This window comes from Idiomarina sp., from assembly GCF_048260185.1.
GTDB lineage: Bacteria > Pseudomonadota > Gammaproteobacteria > Enterobacterales > Alteromonadaceae > Idiomarina.
This window is the reverse complement of the sequence record NZ_JBLXHB010000003.1, coordinates 260,303-286,075: the sequence shown is the minus strand read 5'-3', so window position 1 is coordinate 286,075 and position 25,773 is coordinate 260,303. Positions and strand designations below refer to the sequence as shown.

At 48.3% G+C, this 25,773-nt stretch carries 24 protein-coding genes, 1 tRNA gene and 1 pseudogene; 16 read left to right on the top strand and 10 right to left on the bottom strand.

The window, feature by feature from the left end; translation table 11 throughout:
- The first annotated feature begins 124 nt into the window (after positions 1–124).
- From ACN0RF_RS09045 to cysE, 4 genes are all read left to right on the top strand, one after another.
- The gene (locus tag ACN0RF_RS09045; protein ID WP_417438755.1) at positions 125–751 is read left to right on the top strand and encodes a c-type cytochrome; all 627 of its coding nucleotides are present in this window, start codon (positions 125–127) and stop codon (positions 749–751) included.
- 611 nt (positions 752–1,362) lie between these two features.
- Positions 1,363–1,776, top strand: a complete 414-nt coding sequence (locus tag ACN0RF_RS09040; RefSeq protein ID WP_253617371.1) for a GTPase-activating protein — start codon at positions 1,363–1,365, stop codon at positions 1,774–1,776.
- Entirely contained in the window at positions 1,776–2,234 is a 459-nt protein-coding gene (locus tag ACN0RF_RS09035) for a DUF2489 domain-containing protein (protein WP_417438754.1), read from the top strand. Before ACN0RF_RS09040 ends, ACN0RF_RS09035 begins: the two co-directional genes overlap by 1 nt.
- Before the next feature lie 9 nt (positions 2,235–2,243).
- On the top strand, positions 2,244–3,071 hold the full coding sequence (cysE, locus tag ACN0RF_RS09030; protein ID WP_110012866.1) for a serine O-acetyltransferase: 828 nt from the start codon (positions 2,244–2,246) through the stop codon (positions 3,069–3,071).
- Here cysE and ACN0RF_RS09025 read toward each other — a convergent pair.
- The 3 genes from ACN0RF_RS09025 to ACN0RF_RS09015 all read right to left on the bottom strand — a co-directional run bounded on the left by ACN0RF_RS09025 (position 3,068) and on the right by ACN0RF_RS09015 (position 5,743).
- Positions 3,068–4,639, bottom strand: a complete 1,572-nt coding sequence (locus ACN0RF_RS09025; protein ID WP_417438753.1) for a PAS domain-containing methyl-accepting chemotaxis protein — start codon at positions 4,637–4,639, stop codon at positions 3,068–3,070. The genes cysE and ACN0RF_RS09025 overlap by 4 nt on opposite strands.
- Before the next feature lie 168 nt (positions 4,640–4,807).
- Positions 4,808–5,014, bottom strand: a complete 207-nt coding sequence (locus ACN0RF_RS09020; protein WP_011233297.1) for a cold-shock protein — start codon at positions 5,012–5,014, stop codon at positions 4,808–4,810.
- Positions 5,015–5,197: 183 nt separating this feature from the next.
- Positions 5,198–5,743 (bottom strand): hydrolase, encoded by a 546-nt coding sequence (locus ACN0RF_RS09015; RefSeq protein WP_034819335.1) that lies wholly within the window; start codon positions 5,741–5,743, stop codon positions 5,198–5,200.
- 199 nt (positions 5,744–5,942) lie between these two features.
- Here ACN0RF_RS09015 and purE point away from each other — a divergent pair, with 199 nt between their 5' ends.
- The gene (gene purE / locus ACN0RF_RS09010; RefSeq protein WP_417438752.1) at positions 5,943–6,434 is read left to right on the top strand and encodes a 5-(carboxyamino)imidazole ribonucleotide mutase; all 492 of its coding nucleotides are present in this window, start codon (positions 5,943–5,945) and stop codon (positions 6,432–6,434) included.
- Positions 6,431–7,519, top strand: a complete 1,089-nt coding sequence (locus tag ACN0RF_RS09005) for an ATP-grasp domain-containing protein (RefSeq protein ID WP_417438751.1) — start codon at positions 6,431–6,433, stop codon at positions 7,517–7,519. The genes purE and ACN0RF_RS09005 overlap by 4 nt, the downstream gene beginning before the upstream one ends.
- Positions 7,520–7,555: 36 nt before the next feature.
- On the opposite strand, the gene ACN0RF_RS09000 is transcribed toward ACN0RF_RS09005, so the two are convergent.
- The 3 genes from ACN0RF_RS09000 to ACN0RF_RS08990 are packed head-to-tail and all read right to left on the bottom strand — an operon-like array spanning position 7,556 to position 11,063.
- Complete coding sequence (locus tag ACN0RF_RS09000) at positions 7,556–8,206, bottom strand: alpha/beta hydrolase (RefSeq protein ID WP_011233301.1); 651 nt, start codon at positions 8,204–8,206, stop codon at positions 7,556–7,558.
- The gene (locus ACN0RF_RS08995) at positions 8,206–9,027 is read right to left on the bottom strand and encodes a prephenate dehydratase (protein ID WP_417438750.1); all 822 of its coding nucleotides are present in this window, start codon (positions 9,025–9,027) and stop codon (positions 8,206–8,208) included. The genes ACN0RF_RS09000 and ACN0RF_RS08995 overlap by 1 nt, the downstream gene beginning before the upstream one ends.
- A complete protein-coding gene (locus ACN0RF_RS08990; RefSeq protein ID WP_417438749.1) occupies positions 9,024–11,063 on the bottom strand; it encodes a S9 family peptidase in 2,040 nt (679 codons plus the stop codon). Before ACN0RF_RS08990 ends, ACN0RF_RS08995 begins: the two co-directional genes overlap by 4 nt.
- A 139-nt stretch (positions 11,064–11,202) precedes the next feature.
- On the opposite strand from ACN0RF_RS08990, the gene alr reads away from it, so the two are divergent.
- The 5 genes from alr (at position 11,203) to ACN0RF_RS08965 (ending at position 17,915) form a co-directional block, all read left to right on the top strand.
- Positions 11,203–12,294, top strand: coding sequence for an alanine racemase (alr, locus tag ACN0RF_RS08985; protein WP_417438748.1), 1,092 nt, complete (start codon positions 11,203–11,205; stop codon positions 12,292–12,294).
- Positions 12,295–12,426: 132 nt separating this feature from the next.
- Positions 12,427–13,815, top strand: a complete 1,389-nt coding sequence (locus ACN0RF_RS08980) for a cytochrome ubiquinol oxidase subunit I (protein WP_417438801.1) — start codon at positions 12,427–12,429, stop codon at positions 13,813–13,815.
- A 3-nt stretch (positions 13,816–13,818) separates the two neighbouring features.
- On the top strand, positions 13,819–14,820 hold the full coding sequence (gene cydB, locus ACN0RF_RS08975) for a cytochrome d ubiquinol oxidase subunit II (RefSeq protein WP_011233306.1): 1,002 nt from the start codon (positions 13,819–13,821) through the stop codon (positions 14,818–14,820).
- A 149-nt stretch (positions 14,821–14,969) separates the two neighbouring features.
- Positions 14,970–16,328 (top strand): amidohydrolase family protein, encoded by a 1,359-nt coding sequence (locus tag ACN0RF_RS08970; RefSeq protein WP_417438747.1) that lies wholly within the window; start codon positions 14,970–14,972, stop codon positions 16,326–16,328.
- Between the two features lie 27 nt (positions 16,329–16,355).
- Positions 16,356–17,915, top strand: coding sequence for a serine hydrolase (locus tag ACN0RF_RS08965; RefSeq protein WP_417438746.1), 1,560 nt, complete (start codon positions 16,356–16,358; stop codon positions 17,913–17,915).
- Between the two features lie 45 nt (positions 17,916–17,960).
- Here the strand turns inward: ACN0RF_RS08965 and ACN0RF_RS08960 are convergent, their stop codons facing one another.
- Positions 17,961–18,599, bottom strand: a complete 639-nt coding sequence (locus tag ACN0RF_RS08960) for a glutathione S-transferase family protein (protein WP_417438745.1) — start codon at positions 18,597–18,599, stop codon at positions 17,961–17,963.
- A gap of 126 nt (positions 18,600–18,725) precedes the next feature.
- Between ACN0RF_RS08960 and ACN0RF_RS08955 the strand changes: the two genes are divergently transcribed.
- On the top strand, positions 18,726–19,670 hold the full coding sequence (locus ACN0RF_RS08955) for a helix-turn-helix transcriptional regulator (RefSeq protein WP_417438744.1): 945 nt from the start codon (positions 18,726–18,728) through the stop codon (positions 19,668–19,670).
- A gap of 82 nt (positions 19,671–19,752) precedes the next feature.
- Positions 19,753–19,829: transfer RNA gene (locus ACN0RF_RS08950), tRNA-Arg, on the top strand.
- A 124-nt stretch (positions 19,830–19,953) separates the two neighbouring features.
- Here the strand turns inward: ACN0RF_RS08950 and ACN0RF_RS08945 are convergent.
- The 3 genes and pseudogenes from ACN0RF_RS08945 to ACN0RF_RS08935 form a co-directional block, all read right to left on the bottom strand.
- Entirely contained in the window at positions 19,954–20,379 is a 426-nt protein-coding gene (locus ACN0RF_RS08945) for a bifunctional diaminohydroxyphosphoribosylaminopyrimidine deaminase/5-amino-6-(5-phosphoribosylamino)uracil reductase RibD (RefSeq protein WP_417438743.1), read from the bottom strand.
- Between the two features lie 181 nt (positions 20,380–20,560).
- Positions 20,561–21,581, bottom strand: a pseudogene (locus ACN0RF_RS08940) (IS3 family transposase); the annotation flags it as partial.
- 19 nt (positions 21,582–21,600) lie between these two features.
- On the bottom strand, positions 21,601–22,449 hold the full coding sequence (locus tag ACN0RF_RS08935; protein ID WP_011233316.1) for a DMT family transporter: 849 nt from the start codon (positions 22,447–22,449) through the stop codon (positions 21,601–21,603).
- Positions 22,450–22,551: 102 nt separating this feature from the next.
- On the opposite strand from ACN0RF_RS08935, the gene ACN0RF_RS08930 reads away from it, so the two are divergent.
- The 3 genes from ACN0RF_RS08930 (at position 22,552) to ACN0RF_RS08920 (ending at position 25,652) form a co-directional block, all read left to right on the top strand.
- Complete coding sequence (locus tag ACN0RF_RS08930) at positions 22,552–23,448, top strand: LysR substrate-binding domain-containing protein (protein WP_011233317.1); 897 nt, start codon at positions 22,552–22,554, stop codon at positions 23,446–23,448.
- 817 nt (positions 23,449–24,265) lie between these two features.
- Complete coding sequence (locus ACN0RF_RS08925) at positions 24,266–24,808, top strand: RNA polymerase sigma factor (protein WP_011233318.1); 543 nt, start codon at positions 24,266–24,268, stop codon at positions 24,806–24,808.
- Complete coding sequence (locus ACN0RF_RS08920; protein ID WP_011233319.1) at positions 24,798–25,652, top strand: LolA family protein; 855 nt, start codon at positions 24,798–24,800, stop codon at positions 25,650–25,652. Before ACN0RF_RS08925 ends, ACN0RF_RS08920 begins: the two co-directional genes overlap by 11 nt.
- Positions 25,653–25,773: the final 121 nt, after the last annotated feature.

Below are 25,773 nucleotides of genomic sequence, written 5' to 3'. Positions count from 1 at the left end.
TGATCATTTAGCAATTGATTCGGTTTTAATCATTTAATCCACACAAGTTTTGTGTAAAATAGCAACCTGCTTAAGGTGATTTATTGGGGCGCGTGGCGCCATCCAGAACAGAAGAGAAGCAAACATGAAAAAATTCGCAATCTTTTTGGGACTTTTCTTCGGTACCGCCGGTATCGCAGTAGCACAAAGCGGCGACGCTGAAGTCGGAAAAGAGAAATCGCAAGTTTGTGCGGCTTGCCATGGACCCAATGGTGAATCTCCGACCGATATGTACCCACATTTGGCCGGTCAGCACCAAAAGTATTTGTTGAAGCAGCTGAAAGATTTCAAATTGGCCTCTGAAACAGGCGGCGAAGAAGGCCGTAATAACCCCATTATGATGGGGCAGGTTGCCTCCTTATCAGAAGAGGACATGGCCGACCTTGCTGCGTTTTATGCAGCGAAGGACTCACCGAAAGGCGAAACTCCTGAAGACATCATCGCTAAAGGCGAAGATTTATTCCGCCGCGGGAACCCTGAGACCAATATGCCGTCATGTGCAGGTTGTCACGGCCCTCGTGGTAACGGCATTGGGCTAGCTGCGTTTCCTGACATTTCAGGTCAGCATGCCGCATACACTAAGTCTCAGCTAGAAATGTTCCGTAGTGGTGAGCGTGCAAACGACCCGAATGGAATGATGCAGGGCGTTACAGAGAAAATGACAGATGAAGAAATTGAGTTGCTGTCTAAGTTCTTGAGTGGCCTGTATTAAATTTGTATTTGCGAATAGAAAAGCGACTTCGGTCGCTTTTTTTATGAGTATGAAAAATGTTATGAGGAATATGCCTTTTTGTGCCTTGTTAATAAAAAGTAATAAAAAAGTGGTTTTTTAGATCAATAAAATCATTGAATTAATATTTGGTTCAAGTAGTCTTAACAACGCTCGGGGAGCTTCCAGACAGAAAAAAATGAAAAAAAGATGTTAAAAGCCCTTGAGAAAATAATAAAAAGACTGTAAAAATACAGCTGACTCGACACAAAAAAATAACAAGAGGTCGAGAGGTTATCGAAAAGTCAGATGTTATCTTATTTCTCGATAATCCAGGGAGTAAAGCCAACAGGCTCGCGGTTGCTCCACTTAATAATAACAATAATAAAAAGCAAACAGGTTACGGAAAACCGCAATAAAAACTCGGAAACAGTGACAACCATTCTCATAGTTGCAGTGCGCTGCCAATGTTATGAGAGAATCAGGCGATGTGAAAGCATCGCCTTTTTTCTTGCCTAAAAATCATCTCAGACTTGTAATTCGTTGCTCCCCACTGACGTAATCCACGTTATTGCGTTACAATAGACCACATTAGTTGTTATTCAGGAGCGACCATGACTCGCCGCAAAAAGACACGTAAAGCCGGACCACTGGCACAGCCTAAAACTCCGAGAGACGCACGCACAACAGATGCGGCATCTAAGGGCAAGAAAAAAGGAAAAGGACAAGCGCCTGGTCAGCGACATTCATCGGCTAAAGTTTTGCAACAAAGCAAAACAAAAGGAGATGAGAAAGATCCCCGCCATGGAAGTCGTCGTAAAATAGCTTTGGTGATGACACCTGAGCAGGAGCTGAAGCAGTTGCAGGAAGATACCAAACTGCAGCTACTGGCTGAACGCTTCGAAAACGATGAGTCTCTGACAGCAGAAGAGCAAAGCTACCTTGACGAGAAATCTGAGCGTTACGAGCAGCTGATTGCCAAACTGGGTTATGAACTCGATGAAGAATGGGACGACGAGGAGAGCTAATGTCCAGCGAACTCTATTGGATTATCGCCATTGTAGGCGTATTGATTATTGTAGCTCTGGGTTGGTACGCTTCGACTTTACTGTTGCGCCTGCGTACTCAGACTCAAGTTCGCGAAGCAGCGGTACAAAAACGCGTTGACCGTATTGATGAAAGCATTATTACCATAGCCAAAGCGATGCAGCAGGAGCAATGTCCGCTGTCTGAAGGATGCTTGAGAATTGTAGTGTTGCTTGATCATCGACCTGAAGCGGTCGATTACGATTACTCTAATGACTACCCTGCAATGCACGATATGTACGAGAAAATTAAGCACATGCCAACGCATGAATCGCGTAAGAAGTTTCCTAAGAAGAAAGTGAAGGAAATGGACGACGAGCGAGAAGGCTATGAGAAGTCCATGCGCGATATTATTCTTGCTGACGTTGATAAGCTATTAAAGCAATTTCCGGCGGCCTGAGGAGGCGGCATGGCGTTTTTTAAAGGTGTAAAAGAAGATATAGCCAGCGTTTTTGCAAGAGACCCGGCTGCGCGCAATACCATGGAAGTGTTATTTCACTATCCCGGGCTTCATGCTACCTGGTTTCATCGCGTAAGCCATAAGCTTTGGGGCTGGAAACTGTACTGGCTTGCCCGTTTTGTGTCTAATATTTCACGCTGGCTTACCGGTATTGAGATCCATCCCGGGGCTAAAATTGGCCGTCGATTCTTTATCGATCATGGTATGGGTGTGGTTATTGGTGAAACTGCGGAAATTGGTGACGATGTTACTCTTTACCATGGTGTCACTCTTGGTGGTACAAGCTGGCATAAAGGTAAGCGACACCCGACATTAAAAGACGGTGTGGTTATTGGTGCCGGCGCTAAAGTACTGGGTCCCATTACGGTTGGAAAGTCTGCCCGCATTGGTTCTAACGCTGTTGTTGTCCGCGACGTACCTGAGTTAACAACGGTTGTAGGCATTCCGGCTCGTGTGGCTCAGTCTGGTGTTGATAAAGAAACGACCGAGCGACGCAAGAAAATGGCTCAGGAATACGGCTTTGATGCTTATGCTATCTCAGCAGATAATCCTGACCCGGTGGCAACCGCAATAGGTCGAATGTTGGATCATGTGCAGGTATTGGATAACAAGGTGTCTGACCTATGCCAGGCGGTTAATAAGCTCGGTGGCGATGTCTGCGGCGAGATCCCCGAAGTTGATATGGACGACGTCGAGTTTCTGGAAGAAAGCGAGCGCGCCGCTAAACGGCGCGCCCACAAAGATGATGCTTCTGCATCAGATGAGCAAAACCATTAACTTTTTAAGTTAAAGCGCTCAATCAACGAATACAGCTCTTTGCTGGTATTTTGCAGTTCGTTGCTTGAGTGCTGAGTTTGCTCTGCCGTTTTCTGAGTCTCGCGAGCGGTATCAGCAATTTGAGTAATCTGTTCACTGATATGGTCGGCAACCCCGCTTTGCTCTTCGACGGCAGACGCCATTTGCGCTGACATGTCAGAAATCTCCTGAATTGCCACTGATATTTCACCCAAGGCACTGTCCGCGAGGCGAACTTTTTCCACCCCCTCGGATGCAGCCTGCTCTCCTTGCCTGGAGACTTCAACAGCATTACGGGCCCGATCGCGAAGTTGCTGAATCACTTTATGAATGCCCTCGGTAGACTGAGTGGTTCTTGAAGCCAGCGAGCGGACTTCGTCAGCGACTACGGAAAAGCCGCGACCATGTTCACCGGCACGGGCAGCCTCAATTGCGGCGTTCAATGCTAATAAATTGGTCTGGTCCGCAATAGAAGAGATTAAATCGGCGGCTTCGCCGATAGCTCCGGTAGATTGATCAAGCTCCTCAACCGTTTTGGCTATTTCTTTTACTGCGTCATGTAATCGGATTATCACTTCACTGGCTTCTCTTGCCAGCCCGACGCTTTCGTCAATGTTGGCCTTGGCTGATTCGGCCTGCTCCGCATTACGCTCTATTGTGTCGGCCACTTCTTGAATGGCGGTCGCCATCTGGTTCATTGCGGTTGCAGTTTGCTGAGTAGAGGCGGTCTGTTTATCGACATACTGACTGCTCAGCTGCGCCTGATTGTATGTATCTTCGGTGACTTTCAGAAGACCGCCGACCGCGTCTTTCATGCGACTTAAAGCGGTTCGGTTACGTGCGCCTTCGCTAATGAGCTGCATAGCAAGCCTGGCTTCCCGACCCTGCTTGTTGAAATAAGTCATGCCGACTAACTCAGAGTCGAAAGCATCTGTGCGCAAAGTTAATAACCCTTGCAGCATACGGCCAACATAGGCGCCATAAGCAAGCGTTGATATTGCGGTACCTGCTAAAGTGATAAGTGCGGCTACGGGCTCACCTAGCGCGGCTATAATGGCACTGGCTACCACACCGGGAACTATTACAGGTATTAAATCTTTACAGCCCAGCCATAGACGTTTGCCAAATGGAATGGCATGTTTTCCGGCATTCAGCCTGTCATAAACGCCTTGTGCGCGTCTTTTGAGTTCATCTGAAGTGGCAACCCGCACCGATTCGAAACCCACCGGCTTATCGTTTTCCATTATTGGTGTAATATAAGCACTGACCCAATAATGATCGCCATTTTTACAGCGGTTTTTAACCAAGCCCATCCAGGGTTTGCCACGTTTAATGGTTTTCCACATATGTTCGAAAACGCTGCCCGGCATATCGGGGTGACGTAAAAGGTTGTGCGGTGAACCAATTAATTCATCACGGGTATAACCACTAATATTAACGAAGTCGTCGTTACAATGTCTGATGACCCCTTTTAGATCGGTTGAAGATATCAATCGATAGTGGTCAGGAAAGCGGCTTTCCTTTCCTGTTACCGGACCGTTATTTTTCATAAGCGCCTTTAAGTTATTTGATTAACATCAATATTAGTAAGGTTATCGTGATTTTCTAGAAAAAGTTTAGCGAAGCAGGCATTTAGGCATAAAAAAACGCCGCTAAAAGCGACGTTTTTGAAATTCTTTGTGTAAACGTTCGATACCCGTAAGGGCAACGAAGGTTCCTTACATAGGAACTACGTTTTCAGCTTGTGGACCTTTAGGGCCTTGAGCTACGGTGAAAGAAACCTGCTGGCCTTCTGCCAGAGTTTTAAAACCGTCAGACTGAATAGCGCTGAAATGTACGAAAACGTCTGCGCCGTTTTCTTGTTCGATGAAACCGAAGCCTTTAGCTTCGTTAAAGAATTTTACTTTACCAGTAGTAGTAGACATGCTGATATTCCTCGTAGTGCATGTTGAAATCAATGTATTGCTCAAAAAACTTAGGTATTACTTGGACTTACAAAACGAGGTACAGCAAAAAGGACTTCGTAAAAAATCTCAAATCAATAGCCGAAATTTTCTCAGCGGTTTCGAGTATACGCTTAATATAACCCGAGTCAACAATACCTTGCGTTATTTTAACCAGTTACGGCTGATATGGCGAAAAGTATCGGTGCCGGACTTCTCTAACCATTCAAATGCCGCCATTTCTGAAGTAATAATTTCAACGCCGGCGTTCCGCATCCGTTCAATGGCGCTGTCTTTATCTGTTGGACGGCGTGAGCCTACTGTGTCAGCTGGCAAGAAGACCTGATAACCCGAAGCCTGAAGTTCTATGGCTGTTTGTAAGACACAGACGTGGGTTTCCATGCCCATAATAACCACATGCTTTTTATTGTACTCGGATAGCACATCGCGAAAAGTGTCGTCACGCAGCGCACTAAAGTGGGTCTTTTCAACCACTCGCGCTGCTTCAATAATATCTTGCAGGCTATCAACGGTGTAACCTAAACCTTTCGGATACTGTTCAGTAATAAGAATAGGCAAATCCAGCTGCATGGCAATTTCACCTAGCCAGCGCATACGAGAAGTAACCACATCGCGTTGGTGGATGGCTGGCAGTAACTTCTCCTGAGCATCAACAATCAGTAGTAAAGAGTCTTTCGCAGAAAGTAGCATTATGTATTCCTGTTGGTACTAAGTGATAACAGATACTAACTCTAGCTGATTAACACTACTATCAGCAAAAAGTCTAAACTGAGTTAATAAATCTGGTTAATAATTATGCGTGAAATTTGCAGTTAAGGCGGTCAATGGCTACAATCCCCGCCTTTCCAAATGCAGATGCACATCCAAACAGTAAATAAAAGGTGACACCATGGCTCCGGTATTGATTCTAATGGGTTCCCAGTCCGATTGGCCGGTAATGCAAAAAGCGGCAGAAATGCTCGAGTCTCTGGGCATTAAATGGCAGGCGAAAGTGGTCTCTGCACACCGCACGCCGGATTTACTTAAATCGACAATGGAACAAGCGGAGCAAGACGGAGTGCCTGTGGTTATCGCCGGTGCCGGTGGTGCTGCTCATTTACCGGGTATGCTGGCGGCTTATACGGCCATTCCGGTATTTGGTGTTCCGGTTCCGAGCAAGCAGTTAAAAGGTTTAGACAGCTTATTGTCTATTGTGCAAATGCCTAAGGGTGTGGCTGTTGGTACTCTGGCTATTGGCGATGCCGGAGCGGTAAACGCTGGCTTACTGGCGGCACAGGTTATTGGCAGCTTTGATAGTGACGTGCGCAAACGGGTACACGACTTCCGCAGCGCGCAAAAAGAAAAAGTGATGGCTAATTCAGATTTGGAACTACCAAAATGAAAATTCTGATCCTTGGTAACGGACAGTTAGGACAAATGCTGGGTAAAGCGGTTATTCAGCAGGGTCATGAATGCGTTTTATACAGCGACAGACAAGATCAGGTCATGGCATTGGGTAGCCAACAGCCGTTAGCCATGACACTGGCAGAAGCGAATGAGTGGGCTGATGTCACTACCTGGGAGCATGAGCACTTAGGTGAAGAGCTGGTGGCTAAAGCTGCCGACAAATTTCTGTTGCAACCTGAACGATTTAATCAGCTGGTTGACCGTCGCTCTCAAAAAGCCCTGTGCGATGAGCTGGATATACCTACATCGACCTGGAAGGCATACGAAAACGTAGCCGAGTTAAGCGCAATTTTAAACACTTGTGACCATGCCGTTGTGATTAAATCTGCCAAAGGTGGGTACGACGGCAAAGGCCAATGGCGCTGGCGTCCGGGTGACGACATTGCTGCGGTTGCAGAAGATGCCGGACAACGCCCAGGTATTGTGGAAGATATGATCGACTTTACCGATGAAGTGTCGGTTGTTGGTGCGCGTTCACATAAAGGTGAGCAACGCTGCTTCCCGCTGACGTTGAATGTGCATACCCAGGGTATTTTGTCTTATAGCCTGGCGGGTGCAGAGCATTTTTCAAAAGAACTGGAAACCTTAGCCAAAGAACATCATCAGAAACTGACCAATGCGCTGGACTACGTCGGTGTATTAGCCATTGAGTTCTTCGTTGTCGGTGAAGGTGACAACCAACACTTGCTGGTGAACGAAGTGGCGCCGCGGGTTCATAACTCCGGTCACTGGACCATGAGCGGTGCCAATTGCGACCAGTTTAATCTGCACATTCGCGCTATTACCGGCTTGCCATTACCGGACTTGCTGATTGCGCCGACATTAATGGTGAACGTAATTGGTGTTGCCGGTATTCCTGAAGCCTTGTGGGAAGCTGCCGCCGCCGACTGTCACTGGTACGGCAAAGAGGCACGTCCTGGCCGTAAGGTGGGTCATGTGAATATTATGATTGACTCATTTGAACGCGGCGAGAACCTGGCCAGCAGTTGGGCTGAAAAGCTGCAATTGCTGGCTGGCTAAACTTTATAAAGCTGTAACAATTCTTTGAATGAGCGGCTAAAACCGCTCATTCAGCCATTTCTGCATATCCTGAACCTGCTCCATACACAGTGAATGTGGCATGGGGTAGGTCTGATAAGTAACTGTAAAACCTTTTTCTTTTAATACCGCACAGGCTTTTTGTCCCAGAACTTCCGGTACTACCGGGTCCTGCGTACCGTGCTGAACCAAAATGGGCAGTTGCGCATTGGCTTCATTTACCTCAATGTCACCCGCAGTGGCAAAGTAAGTTGAATGCGCCATTAAACCCGCCAGTGGTTTAGGGTAAGTCAAAGCCGCTTCATAACCCACCGCGCCACCTTGTGAAAATCCGGCAATAATAATGCGCTTGCTGTCTATGCCCTGAGCAACTTGTTCGTCGATCATGGCGTGCACTTTAGCGGCAGATTCGCGTAGCTGTTGGCTGTCAATTTGGCGGTCGATGCTCATGTCGGTAATGTCATACCAGGCTGGCATGACCATGCCCTGGTTTATGGTAACTGGCATTTGCGGTGCATGAGGAAACAAAAAGCGAACCTGCGCGTTATTAATTTTTATGTGCTCTGTCATGGGCACAAAGTCGTTACCCGACGCACCTAAACCGTGAAGCCAAATAATAACCGCGTCGGCGTTACCCGCCGGCTCATGTTTAATAACTTCCAGAGACATTACTGATTCCCTATAGCTGCGGCCGGGTACGAACCCAGCCAGTGAATGTTGTTCATTTTAGCAAGCTCGCGCAAAGCGGCTGCTACACCTGGCTCGCTGAGGTGCCCGTCAAAATCAATAAAGAAATGATAGTCACCAAACTGACTGCCCGCCGGTCTTGAAACAATGGAGGTTAAGTTAATTTGCTGTTTTGCAAAAACCTGTAAGCTGTCGACCAATAAGCCCGGGTGATCGTTGTCGTCAATGAGCAGCAAACTGCTTTTCCAATGCGTACTTTTATCAAATTCCGGCGTTTCAGATGTTGCGGATAATACCACGAAGCGCGTTTCGTTACGTGGGTTGTCAGCAATGTTGCTGTTCAGAATCTGTAATGAAGCGGGACAGTTTACGTGCTTGGGAACCACCGCCGCAGATGGCTTTTCGGTGGCCAGCAAGGCATCCAGCGACAATGCATTACTCGCGGTGTGTATAACCGGAAGCTCCAATTCATTCAGGTACTGATTGCATTGACCGGCTGCTACAAATTGTGCCCATATTTGCTGTGGCTGAGCACTGTTGGCCAGGCACTGAAAACCAACCGGAATGCGAATTTCCGCCTGAATATGCAGTGGGCGCTGAACCAGGTAGTCCACAACAGGAGAGACAAAGCCCTCGGTTAAATTTTCAATAGGCACAACTGCAGCGTCGCAGTCATTACCAATTGCGTCCAGACAACTCACCAGGCTGTCCAGTAACTGAATTTGCTGTTGCCTTTCGGGTTGATAAAGCCCTGCCGCAACCTCGGAAAAGGTGCCGGCAGGGCCCAGTGTCGCTATTCTCATTTCTTATACTGCTCAAACCACGCCAGCGCGTGTTCAATTTTGGCTATCATATTAGAAGGGCGAGCCGTAACACCGTGAAAAGCGCCTGGAACACGTACCATAGCGGTGTCGACTTTTTGCAGCTTCAACGCCTGATAGAACTGCTCGGTTTCCGATATTGGCGTACGGCGGTCTTCTTCACCAGTGAACAACAATACCGGTGTTTCAACGTCACCCACCATAGACAGCGGGGAGCGTTGCCAGTAATGCTCCAGTTCTTCCCATGGCATACCCGGGAACTGGTTTGTAATTTGACCAATAGAGCTATCAGCTGTCAGTACTTTACTCACCCAGTTAATAACGGGGTTAGTGGCTGCCGCGGCGTTAAAGCGGTTAGTCAGACCTACCGCATAGGCGGTTGCAATACCGCCGGCAGAGCCGCCAGCTATAAAGAGGTTGTCTGAGTCGGCAATACCCTTATCAATGAGTAAATCAATGCCACTCATGTGATCAGCAAAGTCGTAAGGTGACGAGTAGTTGCCGTCCAGCAGCATGGCAAAGTCTTTACCGTAAGACGTACTGCCGCGGTGGTTCACGTACAGCACCACATAGCCTTCGGCTGCGTAGCGCTGGTGCTCGGCGGCAAAGTGTGGACCGTAAGACAGATGAGGGCCACCATGCACTTCTAATAGCAAAGGATACTCTTTGCTTTCATCGTAATTAGGCGGCGTAATATACCAGCCATGAATTTCTTCGCCGTCGTAGCGCGACTCATAGCGAATTTCGTGAACTTCCCCCAGTTCACGGTGACCGAGCAGGTCTTCATTTAGCTGAGTAAACTGAACCGCTTCACCCCCTTGTGGCTGGTAACCAACATCCGCCGGACGGTATTCAGACCCTTTGGTGTAAGCAATAGCGCCAGTTTGTGAGGCCGTAAATGAGCCCATGGTATAAGGACGGCTGACATAAACACCGGAAACATCATCCACCCGATTCGTCAGTTCATTGCTCAAGGTGACATCAGCAACGACGGTTTTCCCCTGGTCGGCGTATGAAACCGCAAGCGACTCATTGCCTGTCCATTGTGGTGAGCTGAAGGAACGGTCAAAGTCAGACTGGAGTTCAGTCTCTGAACGCTCACTCCAGTCCATTATCCATAATTGTGACTTATGGTAGGGCACCGGCTCGTTAGAGCTGTGCAAGTAAGCTAAATGTTCGCCGTCTGGCGAGAACTGTGGTGATGACTCGCGACCGGGTTTGTCGGTTACCTGGGTCACTTCTTTGGAATCTAAGCTAACGCTGTACAAGTCACTTTCATTGACCTGATAGGCCCAGTCTTCAGAGCGGTTGCCAGAAAAAACAATGTGTTTGTTATCGGAGGTCCAGGCCAGAGAGCCGCCATGTCGGTAAGGTCCGTCGGTTAGCTGACGAGCACTGCCGCCTTCTGCAGGTACCACAAAAATTTGGGTGTGCGCGGGCTCTAATACGCCACGACCATCGCGTTGATAATAGGCTTCCTGAACAATAATGGGAGAGTCGGACCACTTAGCGCCTTTAGGCTTTGTCGGTTTTTTCACACTTTTAGCAAAAGGCGTAGCTTCGGCTTTAACCGACATAGTAAAAGCCAGCTGGGTGTCGTCGTTAGACCAGCTAATACTGCCGGGGCTTTCACTTACATGAGTCACTTTGGCGGTGCGTTGTTCTTTAATCCAGTGCACATGAATCTGGTTCTTTTCAGAACGGTTAGAGGCAAAGGCAAGGCGAGTACCGTCATTCGACCAGGCGAGGCTGCCGTAGTTAAACTGATCGTCAAAAATCGGTAAATGTTGACCGGTTTCGGTATCAATTAGCCATAATGAGCGCTGGGTATTGTCTTTCATGTCGTCAAAACTGTTGCGGATATACGCAATGTATTTGCCGTCGGGTGAAATACTGACCTGATTAGCGTATTCAAGCTGGAAAATATCGTCCGCCTGGAATGTTTCTTGTGATAAGGCTGGAACGGAAGTAAAAAGTAGCACTAAGCTACCGGCAATGACAGATTGCTTTAACCACATTGTTATTCTCCTTTTGGGTTATGGCTTTACGTTACTCAAGCTTGCGGAGCGATGCAAAGAGTTCCGTTCAAGTTGTTGGAAAATACGGTAAACTGAAGGCCTTTTCGAAAAGCCGGACGAAAATTAAAAAGGAAACCCCATGCACTACCGCCAAACTCGCGCTGAGATTTCTTCCTCCGCTATACAGCACAACGCTAAGTGGGTACGTCATAAAATGGCGGGCGGAAAACTTCTGGGCGTAGTGAAAGCTGACGGTTACGGACACGGTGTAGCTCCCGCCGTTCAGGCGTTGACAGAGTTGGTTGATGGTATGGCTGCGGGTTTTATGGAAGAGGCCTTGGCGGTGCGGGAAAGCGGTTATAAAGGGCCCTTGGTAATACTGGAGGGCTGCTTCTCAGCTACTGAACTGAACCTGTGTTGTGAACATCAGCTGAGCCCGGTGGTGCATTGCGAACAGCAACTTGAGAGTATTGAGCAAGCGCAGTTGACTAGCCCTTTGTGGGTCTGGTTAAAAGTGGACACCGGTATGCACCGGCTTGGCTGGTCTGAAGAGCAGGCTCCGCAAGCATTAAAGCGCCTGCGTGCGAGCAAGAATGTCGCCGGTGTGACCTTAATGTCGCACTTAGCCAACGCCGATGCAGAGCATCGTTTAAACGCCCGTCAAAAACAGCAGTTCTGCCAGTTGTCGGAAACCCTTAAAGACTATCAGGCACGGAGCTTCCACAACTCAGCCGGACTTTTAAACCCGGATACTCAGTGGTCACTTCAGGATAATGACTGGGCCAGAGCGGGTTTACTGCTTTATGGTGTGAATCCGTCTACGGTGACTGAAGTGCAGGCAGAACTGAAGCCTGCAATGCGCTTAGTTGCTCCGGTTATTGCATTGCACCAGCTGGAAAAAGGCGAGTCGGTAGGTTACGGCAGCGGCTGGAGTGCCGATAAACCCAGTGTTATAGCGACAGTGGCTATGGGCTACGCCGACGGTTACCCAAGGCAGGCGATAAATGGCACACCGGCAATGGTTCGTGGAAAGCGTGTGGGTTTGGCCGGACGAGTCTCTATGGACATGCTGACGATTGATGTCACCGGTATTGAAAACCTGCAGTTAGGTGATGACGTCGAGCTTTGGGGCCCTAATATCGACGTGCGAGAAGTCGCCGCCTGTGCTGATACTATTTCCTGGCACTTGCTGACCGGCGTTAGCGGCCGGGTTCCCAGAGTACTTGTATAGGGTTTTCGTTCATTAGCCATACAAAAAGTATGGCATTTATTAGTATTTATCCTACAAGTTTTACATCGGCACCCCTGATCTTTGTCAACAAAAGCGTATACTTGAGACAAACCTTAATTAAGGGTGCTTGCTATGTTCGAAAGTTTTGACGCACTGTTTTTAGCGCGCTTCCAGTTCGCGTTTACCATCGCGTTTCACATTATTTTTCCTGCCTTTACTATCGGGGTTGCTAGTTACCTGGCGGTTCTCGAAGGCCTGTACCTCAAAACCCGCAACCCGGTGTACCAGCAGTTGTTTCGTTACTGGGTGAAGATCTTCGCTGTAGCCTTTGGTATGGGCGTGGTCTCCGGTATTGTCATGAGCTACCAGTTCGGCACTAATTGGTCGGTATTTTCTGATAAAGCTGGTCCGGTTATCGGCCCGCTAATGGGTTACGAAGTACTCACGGCGTTCTTCCTTGAAGCTGGCTTCCTTGGCGTCATGCTGTTCGGCATGAATAAGGTGGGCGAGAAACTGCACTTCTTCGCTACCCTGATGGTGGCAGTGGGCACTGCTATTTCTGCCTTCTGGATTTTATCGGTAAACAGCTGGATGCAGACGCCCGCTGGTTACGCGATGAATGACGTAGGGCAGTTCGTGGTCACCGACTGGTTTGAGGTGGTGTTTAACCCGTCTTTCCCTTATCGGCTGGCGCACATGCTGCTGGCAGCCTACCTGACAGTAGCCTTTGTGGTCGGTGCGGTGGGTGCCTGGCATTTGCTGAAAGACAAAACCAACGCGGCAGCTCGTAAAATGTTCTCCATGGCCATGTGGATGGCACTCATTGTGGCACCGCTGCAGGTTCTTGTCGGAGACTTTCACGGACTGAATACGCAGGAGCATCAGCCGGCGAAAGTCGCGGCAATGGAAGGGCACTTCCATACCGAAGCCCGGGCACCGCTGTATTTATTCGGGATGCCGAATCAGGAAACCGCGGAAGTGGACTACGCTCTGAAAGTTCCCGGTCTTGCCAGCATCATTCTTAAGCATGACATCGACGCGGAAGTGACCGGTCTTGATCAGTATCCACGGGAAGACTGGCCGCCGGTGGCTACCGTATTCTGGGCTTTCCGGATAATGGTCGGCGTGGGCATGCTGATGGTACTTGCCGGACTCTGGTCGGGCTTCCAGCGCCTGCGCGGCAAACTGTACGACAACAAAACCTTGCTGCGTTTCAGTTTATTTATGGGACCTATGGGCTTTGTGGCGGTCATTGCCGGCTGGATAGTCACCGAAGTGGGGCGTCAGCCCTGGGTGGTCTATGGCCTGCTGCGCACCGCCGATGCGGCATCGCCCATCGACAAAGCCGGTGTGGCGGGCAGCCTGATAGCCTTTATTGTGGTGTACTTCCTCGTTTTTGGTGCGGGTACCTTCTACATTCTGCGCAAAATGGCGGGGAACCCTGAGCAGGTTACTATTCCCGACTATGCGAAGCATAAGCCCACTATGGCCGCTGAGCGCATCTACGATGAGGAGGTGTAAGCTATGGATTACGCACTGATTTGGGCAATATTAATTTCGGTCGCCGTATTTGCTTACGTCGCACTCGATGGCTTTGACCTGGGGATAGCGCTGCTGTTTCCCTGGTTCAAAAAAGAAGAAGACCGTGACGTGATGATGAACACCGTGGCGCCGGTCTGGGACGGTAACGAAACCTGGCTGGTGTTGGGCGGTGGTGGTCTGCTGGCGGTGTTCCCGCTGGCTTACTCGGTGCTGATGCCGGCGCTGTATATGCCTGTTATTGCCATGTTGCTGGGGCTTATTTTCCGCGGCGTGGCCTTTGAGTACCGCTTTAAAACCAAACGCGCCAAAGGTATCTGGGATTTATCCTTTATTACCGGCTCGCTGATAGCGGCAATGAGTCAGGGCATTATGCTGGGCGCTATGCTGCAGGGCATTCAGGTAACAGACCGCGCTTATTCCGGAGGTTGGTTCGACTGGCTGACGCCATTTACTATTTTCTGTGGTGTGGCGGTAGTTATTGGCTACATGATGCTGGGCGCGACCTGGCTGGTGATGAAAACCAGCGGCGATCTGCAGCGTCAAAGCTACCGTGCCGGCTGGTACACCACGATATTGCTGGTGGCCTGCATTGCGTTTGTGAGCCTTTACTTACCTTATGTCGATATGTTTATTGCCGAGCGTTGGTTCACTTACCCGGCCTCTGTTGGCCTGTGGGCTTTGCCAATACTGCTGGCGGTGATGACCATTGGTTTGCTGCGTTCGCTGCATAGAAAACAGGAAGGACGGCCCTACCTTTGGGGTTTGGGTATGTTCCTGTTGGCTTACACCGGCTTTGCAGTCAGCATATTCCCCTATTTGGTGCCCCGCAGCATTACCCTGTGGGAAGCCGCCGCACCGGACAACAGCCTGAAGTTCTTACTCGTGGGTGCCGTGTTCCTGTTGCCGATAATTTTCGCTTACACCGGCTATACCTACTGGGTGTTCCGAGGCAAGGTTGACCCTGACAGCGGATACCACGACTGATGAAAGCTGTACTTAAGAAGTGGTTGTGGTTTGTTGGCTTATGGTGTCTGGGTGTTCTGGCCGTCACTTTAGTTGGCGGCCTTATCCGCTGGGCTTTATTGTAAGCTTGCGCTAGGCTAAAGGCAGACTTGACGCCGGAGGCAACCAAAATGAAATTGACTCACCTTCTGGCCGCAACTGTTGCGGCCTTATTTTTATCTGCGTGTAACAATGCAGAGCCCCAGAACAATGAAACTCGTAGTGCTGATTATGTCATTAAAAACGTGACCCTTGTTGACTGGCTTAAGGGCGAGCCCAATGTTAGTGAGCAGCAGACGTTAGTGGTTAATGACGGATACATCAGCGGTGTGTTTGCGAACGCTGAAGCCCCTGCTTTTGACGACAATACGCAGGTCATTGATGCCGAAGGGCAATACGTTTTGCCAGGCATGGCAGAAATGCACGGTCATGTGCCGCCGGCAACAGACTTTGGTGATTTCCCTAAACGCTACGCCGACGACATGTTGTTTTTGTATATTGCCAATGGCGTAACAACGGTGCGTGGCATGCTGGGGTATCCGCACCAGTTGCAGCTTAAATCCGATATTGAGTCGGGCAAGCGGCAGGGTCCAACGTTGTATTTAGCTGGCCCCAGCTTCAGTGGCAATACCATAGAATCGGTTGAGCAGGTGACAGAACGGGTTATAGCACAACGCGATGAAGGCTGGGACTTACTGAAAGTGCACCCGGGGTTAACCCTTGAAGAGTATGAGGCCATGGCTAGTACGGCTCGTCAGGCGGGTATGGATTTTGCCGGACATGTGCCTGCAGATGTCGGATTAAAGCGCTCCATGGAAGCAGGCCAGAGGACCATTGACCACCTGGACGGTTACCTCGCTTACGTTGATGCTATGAACAGAGAAATAACGCAGGACGAGCTCGATTTGCTGGTCTCTATGACGCTGGAACAAGACGTTGCGGTTGTGCCCACCCAAGCCTTATGGAAAACCCTGATAGGTGCGGCTGATCCCGACAAACTGAAAGATTACCCGGAAATTCAGTTGGTACCAGAGGCGGTTCGTGAAGGCTGGCTAAATTACTATGATAACCCCAGCAGTTACTTTAATCAGGAACAGGCGCAAGTGCAGCAGGATAATCGGCAAAAGCTATTGCACGCTCTGCACGAAGGCGGAGCTCAAATTATTTTTGGAACCGACGCGCCACAGTTGTTTAGTGTTCCGGGTTATTCGGTACATCACGAAATACGGTTGATGTCAGAAGCGGGCATACCTATGACTGATATTTTACGCTCGGCCACAGTAGCGGCAGGCGACTACTTTGCCGAACAGGATACTTTTGGGCGCATTGCTGCGGGACATCGAGCTGACTTTATTTTGTTAAAGGATAACCCTCTGGAGAATCCGGATACCCTGCGTGAGAACCAAGGGGTTATGGTACGCGGACAATGGCTGAGTCGTGAGGCTATTGATAAAAAAGTTGAGGAAATTCGGGCGGCTTACGCTGACTAACGGCTATTGATAATAAGGAACCGATAAATGAAACCGTTATTTAAAATGTTAAGTTCAGTTTCGCTTGGCGTTACTTTGTTGGCCAGTGCACCTGTTTGGGCACAAAGCGCAGACAGCATTCGCAATACCGCCGAGGAAACGCTGAAGGCGTTTAACATTCCGGGCCTGGCCGTTGTTGCGGTTAAAGACGGCGAAGTGATTTTAGCCGAGGGTTTCGGCGTGCGTGATATAGACAGCGGTGAGCCGGTAAATGCCAATACACTGTTTGGTATTGCTTCAAACACCAAAGCTTTTACCGCAGCGGCTATGGCAACGCTGGTAGAACAGGGGAAACTCAACTGGGACGACAAAGTTATAGACTACATTCCTGAGTTTCGTCTGGCCGACTCTGCTATTACTCAATCTCTAACAATTCGCGATATCCTGAGTCACCGCTCGGGCCTTGGTCTGGGAGCGGGTGACTTAATGATCTGGCCTAACACCGACAAGTCCACCAGCGATATTCTTGCCGGGCTGGCGCACGTACCTATTGACCACGGTTTGCGCGAGCGTTTTGCCTATAACAACTTGATGTTCGTAACGGCCGGTGAAGTTATCCACCGGGTTACCGGCATGCCATACAGAGAATACGTTGAGAAAACCTTTTTTCAGCCTTTGAATATGGACGAGAGCGTTATTGGTTTTTCGCATATACCTGAAACTAATGACAACGTCGCGGTAGGCACTATTGAAATGAACGGCGAGTTGCATCGTTTCCCTCTGGATTTTCTCGAGGACTTTGGGGCTGCCGGAGCCACAGCAGCCAGTGTGGATGATTTAGGTAACTGGTTGATCACTCAGCTGCAGGGCGGCGTGAGCCCATCGGGTGACCGTATTTTTTCAGAAGCCTCGCAACAGGCCATGTGGCAGTTAACGACGCCGTTGGGTACATCACCTGATGCTGCTGAACAAGGCACGTATTTTGGTGGTTACGGCATGGGCTGGTTCGTAAAAGACTACCAGGGCGTAAAGCGGGTGTATCACAGTGGCGGTATTCTGGGCATGTTGTCGCTGACCACACTGATACCTGAAAAGAACTTTGGCATGGTGGTTCTGAGTAACCAGCAGGCTTTTGGTGGTTTAACCGCAATTACCGAAGAAGCCTTAGAAGACCTGTTAGATTTGCCCAACCGCGACTGGGTGGAGGAAGAGCAGCAAAAATATCAGGCCTTTATGAAAAGAAAAGCCGAGTTCGCGGTAGAGGAGCCTGAAGAAATAAGAGAGGCGCTTCCGCTTAAAAGCTACGCCGGTACTTATAATGACGCCTGGTACGGCGACGTAGAAATTAGCTACGAGCAGGAAAAGCTGCGCATCAACTTTACGCACACTCCTATGCTGCAGGGCACCTTAGAGCATTATAACGACGATACTTTTATTGTGCGCTGGGACGAGCCGTTACTTGAGGCTGATGCGTTTATCGACTTTAGCGTGAACCGCAACAATGAAGTGAGCAGTGCAACGCTGGAAGCCGTAGCGCCTTATACAGATTTCAGCTTCGATTTCCATAACCTGAATTTGAAAAAACAGAAGCAGGAAACCGGTGATTAAAAGATTCAGCAGCCAGAGCCTTCTGGCTGCTTATTTTCAGACGTTCTAGCCTTTACTCAATTCGTCATCGAGTTTCGTTGCCCGCTGGAAAGCGGGGCGCTTCTCAATTCGTTCAACATAACGTTTGAATGAGTCGCGCTCCTCCAGTGTTTTGAACTGCATGCCCCAGCTAATATGACTACCAACGTATACATCTGCCGCGGTAAACTGCTCGCCACAAATATAAGGTCCTTTAGAAACGGCTAATTCAAGAGCTTTCAGGACATCGTCGTGACTACCAGAGCCAACCATTCGCAGGTTATCTTCAAGGTTCCAGCCACAGGCTTTCGCGCTGTTTGCCATTTCTACCGGGCCGGCCGCAAAGAATAACCAACGGTAGTAAGTTCCCCGTTCCGGGCTGTCCAGTGGTGGAGCTAAGTTCTTTTCCGGAAACTGATCGGCCAGGTAGGCACAAATAGCCGCGGTTTCCGTAACAACCAAGTCGCCGTGTTGTATTGCCGGTACCTTACCTAACGGATTAACTTTCAGATACTCGGGCGTTTTCATCTCGCCATTGTAATTAAGTACTTTGACCGTATACGGCTGGCCAACCTCTTCCAGCATACGACGAACAATGCGTGCCCGGGACTCAGGGTTAGTATAAAAAACGATTTCTTTGGTATTTTTAGACATATTTTCTTTCATAGCTCAGCTCCTTTTTATTATGGGTTTTACTTCTGATAAGAACTATATTGGTTATATAGGTCATAATTAGTCCTATATAAAAATATTTATCAAAATTTATTTTCACCACCTTTTATCAGGAAAATTATGAACGGCCCGACAACACGAGTACTCGCCTTACTGGAGTTATTGCAGTCTCACAAACGTTTGAGTGGCACTGAAATTGCCGAAATGCTAGGCGTGGATAAACGCACGGTCAGGCGCTATATCAGTGCGCTTGAGGAGTTGGGTATTCCGGTTACCACAGAGCATGGCCCTCATGGAGGCTATATGCTGGTTGCCGGTTTTAAGCTGCCGCCGATGATGTTTACTCATGAAGAAACGCTGGCGCTCTCGCTAGGCTTGTTGGCCGCGAAGAGTCTTCAGCTGACCGATGCCTCGCCTGCGTTGACCAGCGTTCAGGCAAAACTTGAGCGCGTTATGCCAGAGCATATTCAGGCAAGGGCTCGTTCCATTACTCAGCATACAAACCTGTTATTGCCCGACTCAGGGCTGCCGCAGGAGCATTCGTTATTAATGCCATTAATGGAAGCCATAGAGAGCCAGCGGCGGGTACAAGTTGTGTATGTGGGCAAAGCCGAGCCCGGGCAGCGGCGCAAGCTAGACCCATATGGTATGTTTTATAGACTAGGGCATTGGTATATAGGCGGATTCTGCCATTTGCGACAGGCACTGCGCACCTTTCGATTAGATCGTTTAGCCGAGGTGACACTACTTAAAGAAACCTTTGAAAGGCCTTTAAACTACAACGCTGCCGAACAGTTCAAACAAAGCCTGTGTGCCATGCCAGGCAACCTGAAGGTGCGAGTTTTATTACATACGGACCTGGCCACAGCGACCCGCGAGCTAGGCACAAGCTCCAGTATTTTAACCCAGGAAGACAATGCGATATTTATTGAAACCGTGGTAGACAGCACAGAATGGTTTGCCTGGTGGTTGGTTCGCTTACCTTTCGACTTCACTATTATAAGCCCCGATAGCTTGAAACAAGCCTTGCGGCGCCGCGCCGAGCAGCTTATGAGTTATTGTTAGCAGTATATACGCGGTTTGCAGCACTGGACATTGCAGCCGATATTCCCTAAAATCCACGCCTGCTCTGAAGACTCCTAACTACGCGCCCGTAGCTCAGCTGGATAGAGCGCCGCCCTCCGGAGGCGGAGGTCACAGGTTCGACTCCTGTCGGGCGCGCCATTTCCCTAGCCTTTAGCGATTTTGTTCCTTTCGTATATACTCTAAATTCTTCTCTTTGCTGTTTTTTCGGCGTGACCGTTAGCTAAATTCTGTTGGCAGACGTTAATCATGGCACTTGTACTGTTTAAGATTTTCCTAGGTACGGCAACAAAAATTGAGACACACTAATAGCACACAGGCCGATCTCCACTTTCACACCGCCCGCTCTCAGTATTTCTGCGCCTTTACCATTGTTTCTTATGTCTGGGTCAAGCATTGCGATAACCACATGCTTGATGCCCGAAGCGAGAAGTGTGCTTGCGCAAGCAGCAGTCCGGCCGACAAAAGAACAAGGCTCTAAAGTGACGTATGCAGTAACGCCGCTTAGGTCTCCTGAATGAGCATTTAAAGCCTCTACTTCTGCATGACTTCCACCAATGGCCTGCGTAAAGCCTTTGGATATTACTTCGCCATCTTTAACCAGCACACATCCGACAGGAGGATTCGGTTCACAGTGGGGAAGTGCTTGTTTGGAAATATTCAAAGCTTCCAGCATGAATTTTTCAGACATTTGAAACCTTCACCCCCGGTTTAGCTGGTTTACTTTAGTATGCCGTCATCAACAGCCTGCTCAAGTTTACTTCTGATGACAGACCAAAGCGCTTTGATGTCGCTCTCAATTCGTTGGTTTACGGAAAGCCCCTTACCTTTAGTAATTCCATGCGCCTTCCAGTTGGGGTTCTACTTCGTTATCACGGACGGTTTAAAATCGCGCTAAACTGCTGATCTTGTTTTGCCAGTCTACGACGCATTCTTGGATTATGAAACCGCTCAATATAATCAAAAATATCTGAACGAGCTTTATCCCTTGTTCGATAATGGCGATAATTCACTCTTTCACGCTTCAGTATCCCAAAAAATCCTTCACAGCCGGCGTTGTCGCTGCAGTTACCGACTGCGCTCATGCTGCTGATCAGGTTATTAAATTTGAGAGCACGCTGATAATCACCGCTGGTAAATTGAGAACCGCTATCCGAATGTAAAATCACAGGCTGATTGCCTGTTCGTTGCCAGACGGCCATTTCCACTGCGCGAACAACCATGTAACGATCCTGCCGATGATGCATAGACCAGCCCACTATCAGTTTGCTGTACAAGTCGAGCACAACGCACAGAAACGGTTTACCTTCGGTGGTTTTGACTTCGCCATTTAGTTTCAGGCTCTGTTGCTGTGAAGTCACGTGCCAGGTGATCTTTAAGGCCAGCGGGTCTGGCGGCCGGTCGCTTTCGGCCTCGTCCTTTCTTATGAGTCCAGCCCTGAAAGCCATTAACGGCCATTAAGCGGGCCACACGATTCAGACTCACTCGTTCACCTTCAATAGACAGATCTTCATGCATACGTGGTGCGCCAATTACACCACCACTGTCCTCGTGGATCTCCTTAATGCGCGTCAGTATCCGCTGATTTTCGACGTCCCGGGCACTGGGAGGCTGTGCTGCCCAGGCGTAATATCCGTTGGGTGACATTTTCAGACATCGACACATTAAGCGTATCGGAAACTTATCTCGGCAACGCTCTATCGCCTGATATCTCAGAACGAGTCTTTTGCGAAGAACGTTGCCGCTTCTCGCAAAAATCCCGTTCCTTTTTAAGCCGGGAATTCTCGCGTTTAAGCCGCGCCATTTCTTCGTCACGGGGGTTACTTGATCCCTTGAAAGCTTTTTAGAGGATGGTTCGGCTTCACGCCGCCACCGGCTGAGCAAAGAGTAATTTAAGGCCAGACTTCCGACTTTAAGCCGATCTATTAGAGTTCCGCAGAGTTAAAACGGTGAGTGGTGCAATGATAAGGACTGAACCTATATAAAACCTTGCGTCAGGGGTTTCGGTAAAAAACACAATCCCCAGTATTACCGCCCCAATAAGGCCTGTATACTCGGCGCTGGTGACTTTGTTGCTTTCTGCGGCTCGATAAGCAAAAACGCAGGTACCGGCATAAATCATCGCAAACAAACTGGAGCCCACTGAAATTAAAAAAGTACTGACATCAAAACTGGCACCTTCAAACCATGCCATTGCAGAAGCTAAAGGAATACCCAATAGGTTAGTTAAGTAAAGCGTGTCCAGAATACTGTGTTCAGCCGGAAGCTTTTTTACTAGCAGATTATTGAGCGCCAGGGTTGTAGCAACCACCAGGGCCGCCAACGCAAAAATGTTTGTAGAGGAGGGGTTCACAATTACCAATACGCCAACCATGCCTAAGACTGCAGTAATCAAAGATAAGCGTGTGACACGCTCTTTAAAAAACATGCGGGCTAATACAACCGTGATAATAGGCGCCGCATAAAATATGGCATTCGCAGTCGCTAGCGGTAAAGTGGTTAATGATATCACCATAAACACCGTACCGAGTAAAAAAATATGAGCGCGAGTGGCATGCCAACGTATATTCTTAGGCAATAATGGGCGCTTAAAAAGCAACATAAACGGTAAAAGCATCAGCGTGGCACTTATTTGACGGTATAAAACAAATTGAAAAGGTGCCTCAAAACCATCCAGTAGCTTAATCAAAGAATCTGAGAGAATAACGATGTTATTTCCTAAGACCAACATAATAATAGCCATGAGCAATGAGCGATCCACCTTTGTTCTCCTCTTTAAACTGTTAGCGATGAGGGCATTTTACGTGGCTCTTTTTATTAAATATAATGATATTAACTAATTTTCACATGAGGTTTTTAGATAATGAGCCTTCCGCTTCGCTCCATCCATTATTTTGTTGAAGTTGCGCGTTGCGAGAGCTTTTCCCTGGCAGCAGAGCGCTTACATGTGTCACAAAGTGCCGTGAGTCATCAGGTGGCACTACTTGAAGGATATTTGGGTGATGATCTCTTTGTTCGGCGGGGCCGCAAAATTTTGTTAACAGCAGTCGGCGAGAACTATTTTAATGAAGTTGCTGGAGCAATTAACGCGATTGAAGGGGCGACTGCAAACGTCAGGCAATATGATACCCGGCAGGTAAAGCTGGCGGTGCATGGTTCGTTAGCGGTAAAGTGGCTGATACCGGCCCTCGATGAGTTCCGACAACGCTATCCTAATGTGGAATTGACGCTGCAAATGCTGACTCAGGATGGTAATTTTGATACCCAGTGGGCTGACTGCTTTATTACAACACAGCCGCCAGGCATGGGTTATCAGCGCTACCATTTGTATGATGAAACGTTAAAGCCCTATTGTTCAAAAGCATTATGGGCTGAGGCTCATCGGCTCGAAAGTGCGGGTGACCTCATTCAATATCCATTACTGTCAGCGATAAGCGCATTTGCCAGCGGCGAACCGGGAACCGACTGGCAGCGTTGGTTTAAAAAAGCCAACCTTCGGTTACCTGTGAGCGCTAGGGTTCACCACTTTAGTCATTTATTACTTGCTGCCGAGGCGGCTAAATACGGACAGGGAATTGCGCTGTTAAATGAGTTTATGACAACCGAGCAAGAGCGTGAAGAAAGTTTGTTTGAATTGCCGTTTCACAGTATTCAAACCGATGACAGTTTCTATTTTGTTTACCCTTCCAGTACCGCTAAAAGTCCCGGGCTTGAGTCCCTGGGCGATTGGTTGGTCGCCTTATGCCGTACACGGCATTAGTCTTGATACTTAACTTGTCAGCCTTAGCAATACTGGCCTCGAGTTCTCTCCAGGTAGCGATGTGTCTCGAGCCTAATGGCAATGAGGAACCCAGATTTATCTTGTAAAAAATGAGTGGGTAGAATCCAGGTGCTGCTAAGAAGCGCCCGGTAGATTTAAACCCCCAAAGTTACAGCATAAGTTAGCATCAGTATCGAGAGTCCAATGAAGATAATACACAGAGGCAGAAACTGCATAGGGAGGTTTAGCTCCCTTTCAAGAGCACTTGCTCCTACCAAATTATAGGCGTTTTAGTTAATATTTAAACCACGGTGATTGCTAATCGACGCATAATTTAGGGTAGTGGTTATCTGGCTAACTATCCTTTTTTCCATACCCTTTTGTGGCAAGTTTTGCAGGGGTTGGAGATAAAACGCTAAAACATCTGGCTAAATGGCCTCGTTAAAATATTCCTGAGATCCCTATAGAACGTGGCCTGCACGGTTAGTAACTTCTCTCACCATTTAACGTCAGCCAGTCGCTATTTACTCCGGAGGCGGAGGTCACAGGTTCGACTCCTGTCGGGCGCGCCATCTTTTGAAGTTCTCGCATTGATAGTAACTATTAACTCAATTTCTCTTGTGTCCATTCTGTGTCCCAAATTATCTCCGACTACACGCTTACGATAACTTTGTTATTTTAGTAGGGCGTTTTACCCTTCATTGCTTTCCTAACTGTCAACAAAGCACAATTAACATATGCTGCTCTGAAAGAATTAAAAAAACGGTAATATTTTCGACAACTGGATCGTCTTTAAGTCGAGATGTGTTTTTGGAGAATGACATTGCAGCAACACAAAGCGAAAATATCTGACTTGGCACTGCAACACGGGAGGCTAGTCTTTCACTGCGCATATCGACTGTTAAGCGATACACACCTTGCAGAGGATGTGACTCAAGACGTATTTATTAAACTGTTTAAAAAATCTCTTAAAAGCATGAACGAGGTGAAAAACTGGCCTGCTTATTTAAAGTCTATGGCAGTTACCACAGCGATTGATTATCTACGTCGTAATAAAAGATTAGCGGAAGACGACTTGGAAAGCGTGCCTGAAAATGAAAGTGATACATCAAGGCACCCTTTGAACCAAGTTTTACGAGACCGTGATTTGATACTGTTCAAACAAGCCCTTTTGCAATTGACAGAGCAAGACGCTCACATATATTGCCTGCGTCATGTCGAAGGATACTCTTACCAAGAAATCGCCGAATTAATGCATGTCTCTAGCAATTCAGTCGGCGTATCCCTGCATCGCTCACAGCTAAAACTCTCCAGTATCGTAGGTAAATCAGAATATTTAGGAGCTCGTCATGAACACTAATCACGATTCTATTCAGACTATGCTTAATAAAGTTAAGGGACAAAAGCCTTCGGAACATGACGATATAGCAATGCAGTCCCGACTTCACGCTGCCATTGATGCACAAGACAACCCTGTAGATGAAGAAGAACCCGGCAACGGTATGATTCGTCTTTGGAGTTGGTTAAAAACCGCCTCACAACCAAAGCGATTTGGCTTTGCTGGAACGGCTGCCGCTTTGGTGCTAACCGCTGTGTTGATTATCACCACGTCGGTGAGCAAACCTGCATTTGCATCGGTGGTCAAGAAGTTAAGCGAAATCACCAGTATGGTGTACACAGGACAAATGCAGTCGGATGACCAAGTTATTATGACAGTAGAGGTTTTTTACCAATCGCCCAGTAAAATTAGGGTGGTCAACACACCGCTTCCAGACATTGAAGGTGCACCTTCAGTAGTGAACGTGATGGATACTAAACTTGGTAAGGGGTTAATACTCTTCCCTGAACGCAAAGTTGCCATGCCTATTAATTTTACGCCTGGTCAAAACGCGAAAGAGGCGCTGGAAAATGAGTTACTTGATTGGCACACGAAAATTTTAAATTACGACGGTGAAGTGAAGAGTGAACCAGGTGTAGTTATCGATGGAATAGAAACGACTGTCTTTACAGTGGAGCCTGAAAACATGAGATTGACTTTATGGGTCGATCCTAAGACTGAATTACCTATTCGTATAAGAGTAGAGACAATGGATGGACCGTATTTTGTTTTTGAGGCAGATGTGGCATTTAATGAAGCGATAGACCCTGAAATGTTCGACTTAGCGCCATCTGGCTATGAAATTATGGGAGCGGATTCGGAGTAAGCCAGGCTGTTGCCGAGCTCGGGCACTTGCGAATCGGCCGTGGCGCTACGGGGTTATAAACCATCAGTAATGCCCGAGTCGGCAACGGCAGAACGAGTATCCCAACTAAAATCCAGAAGGA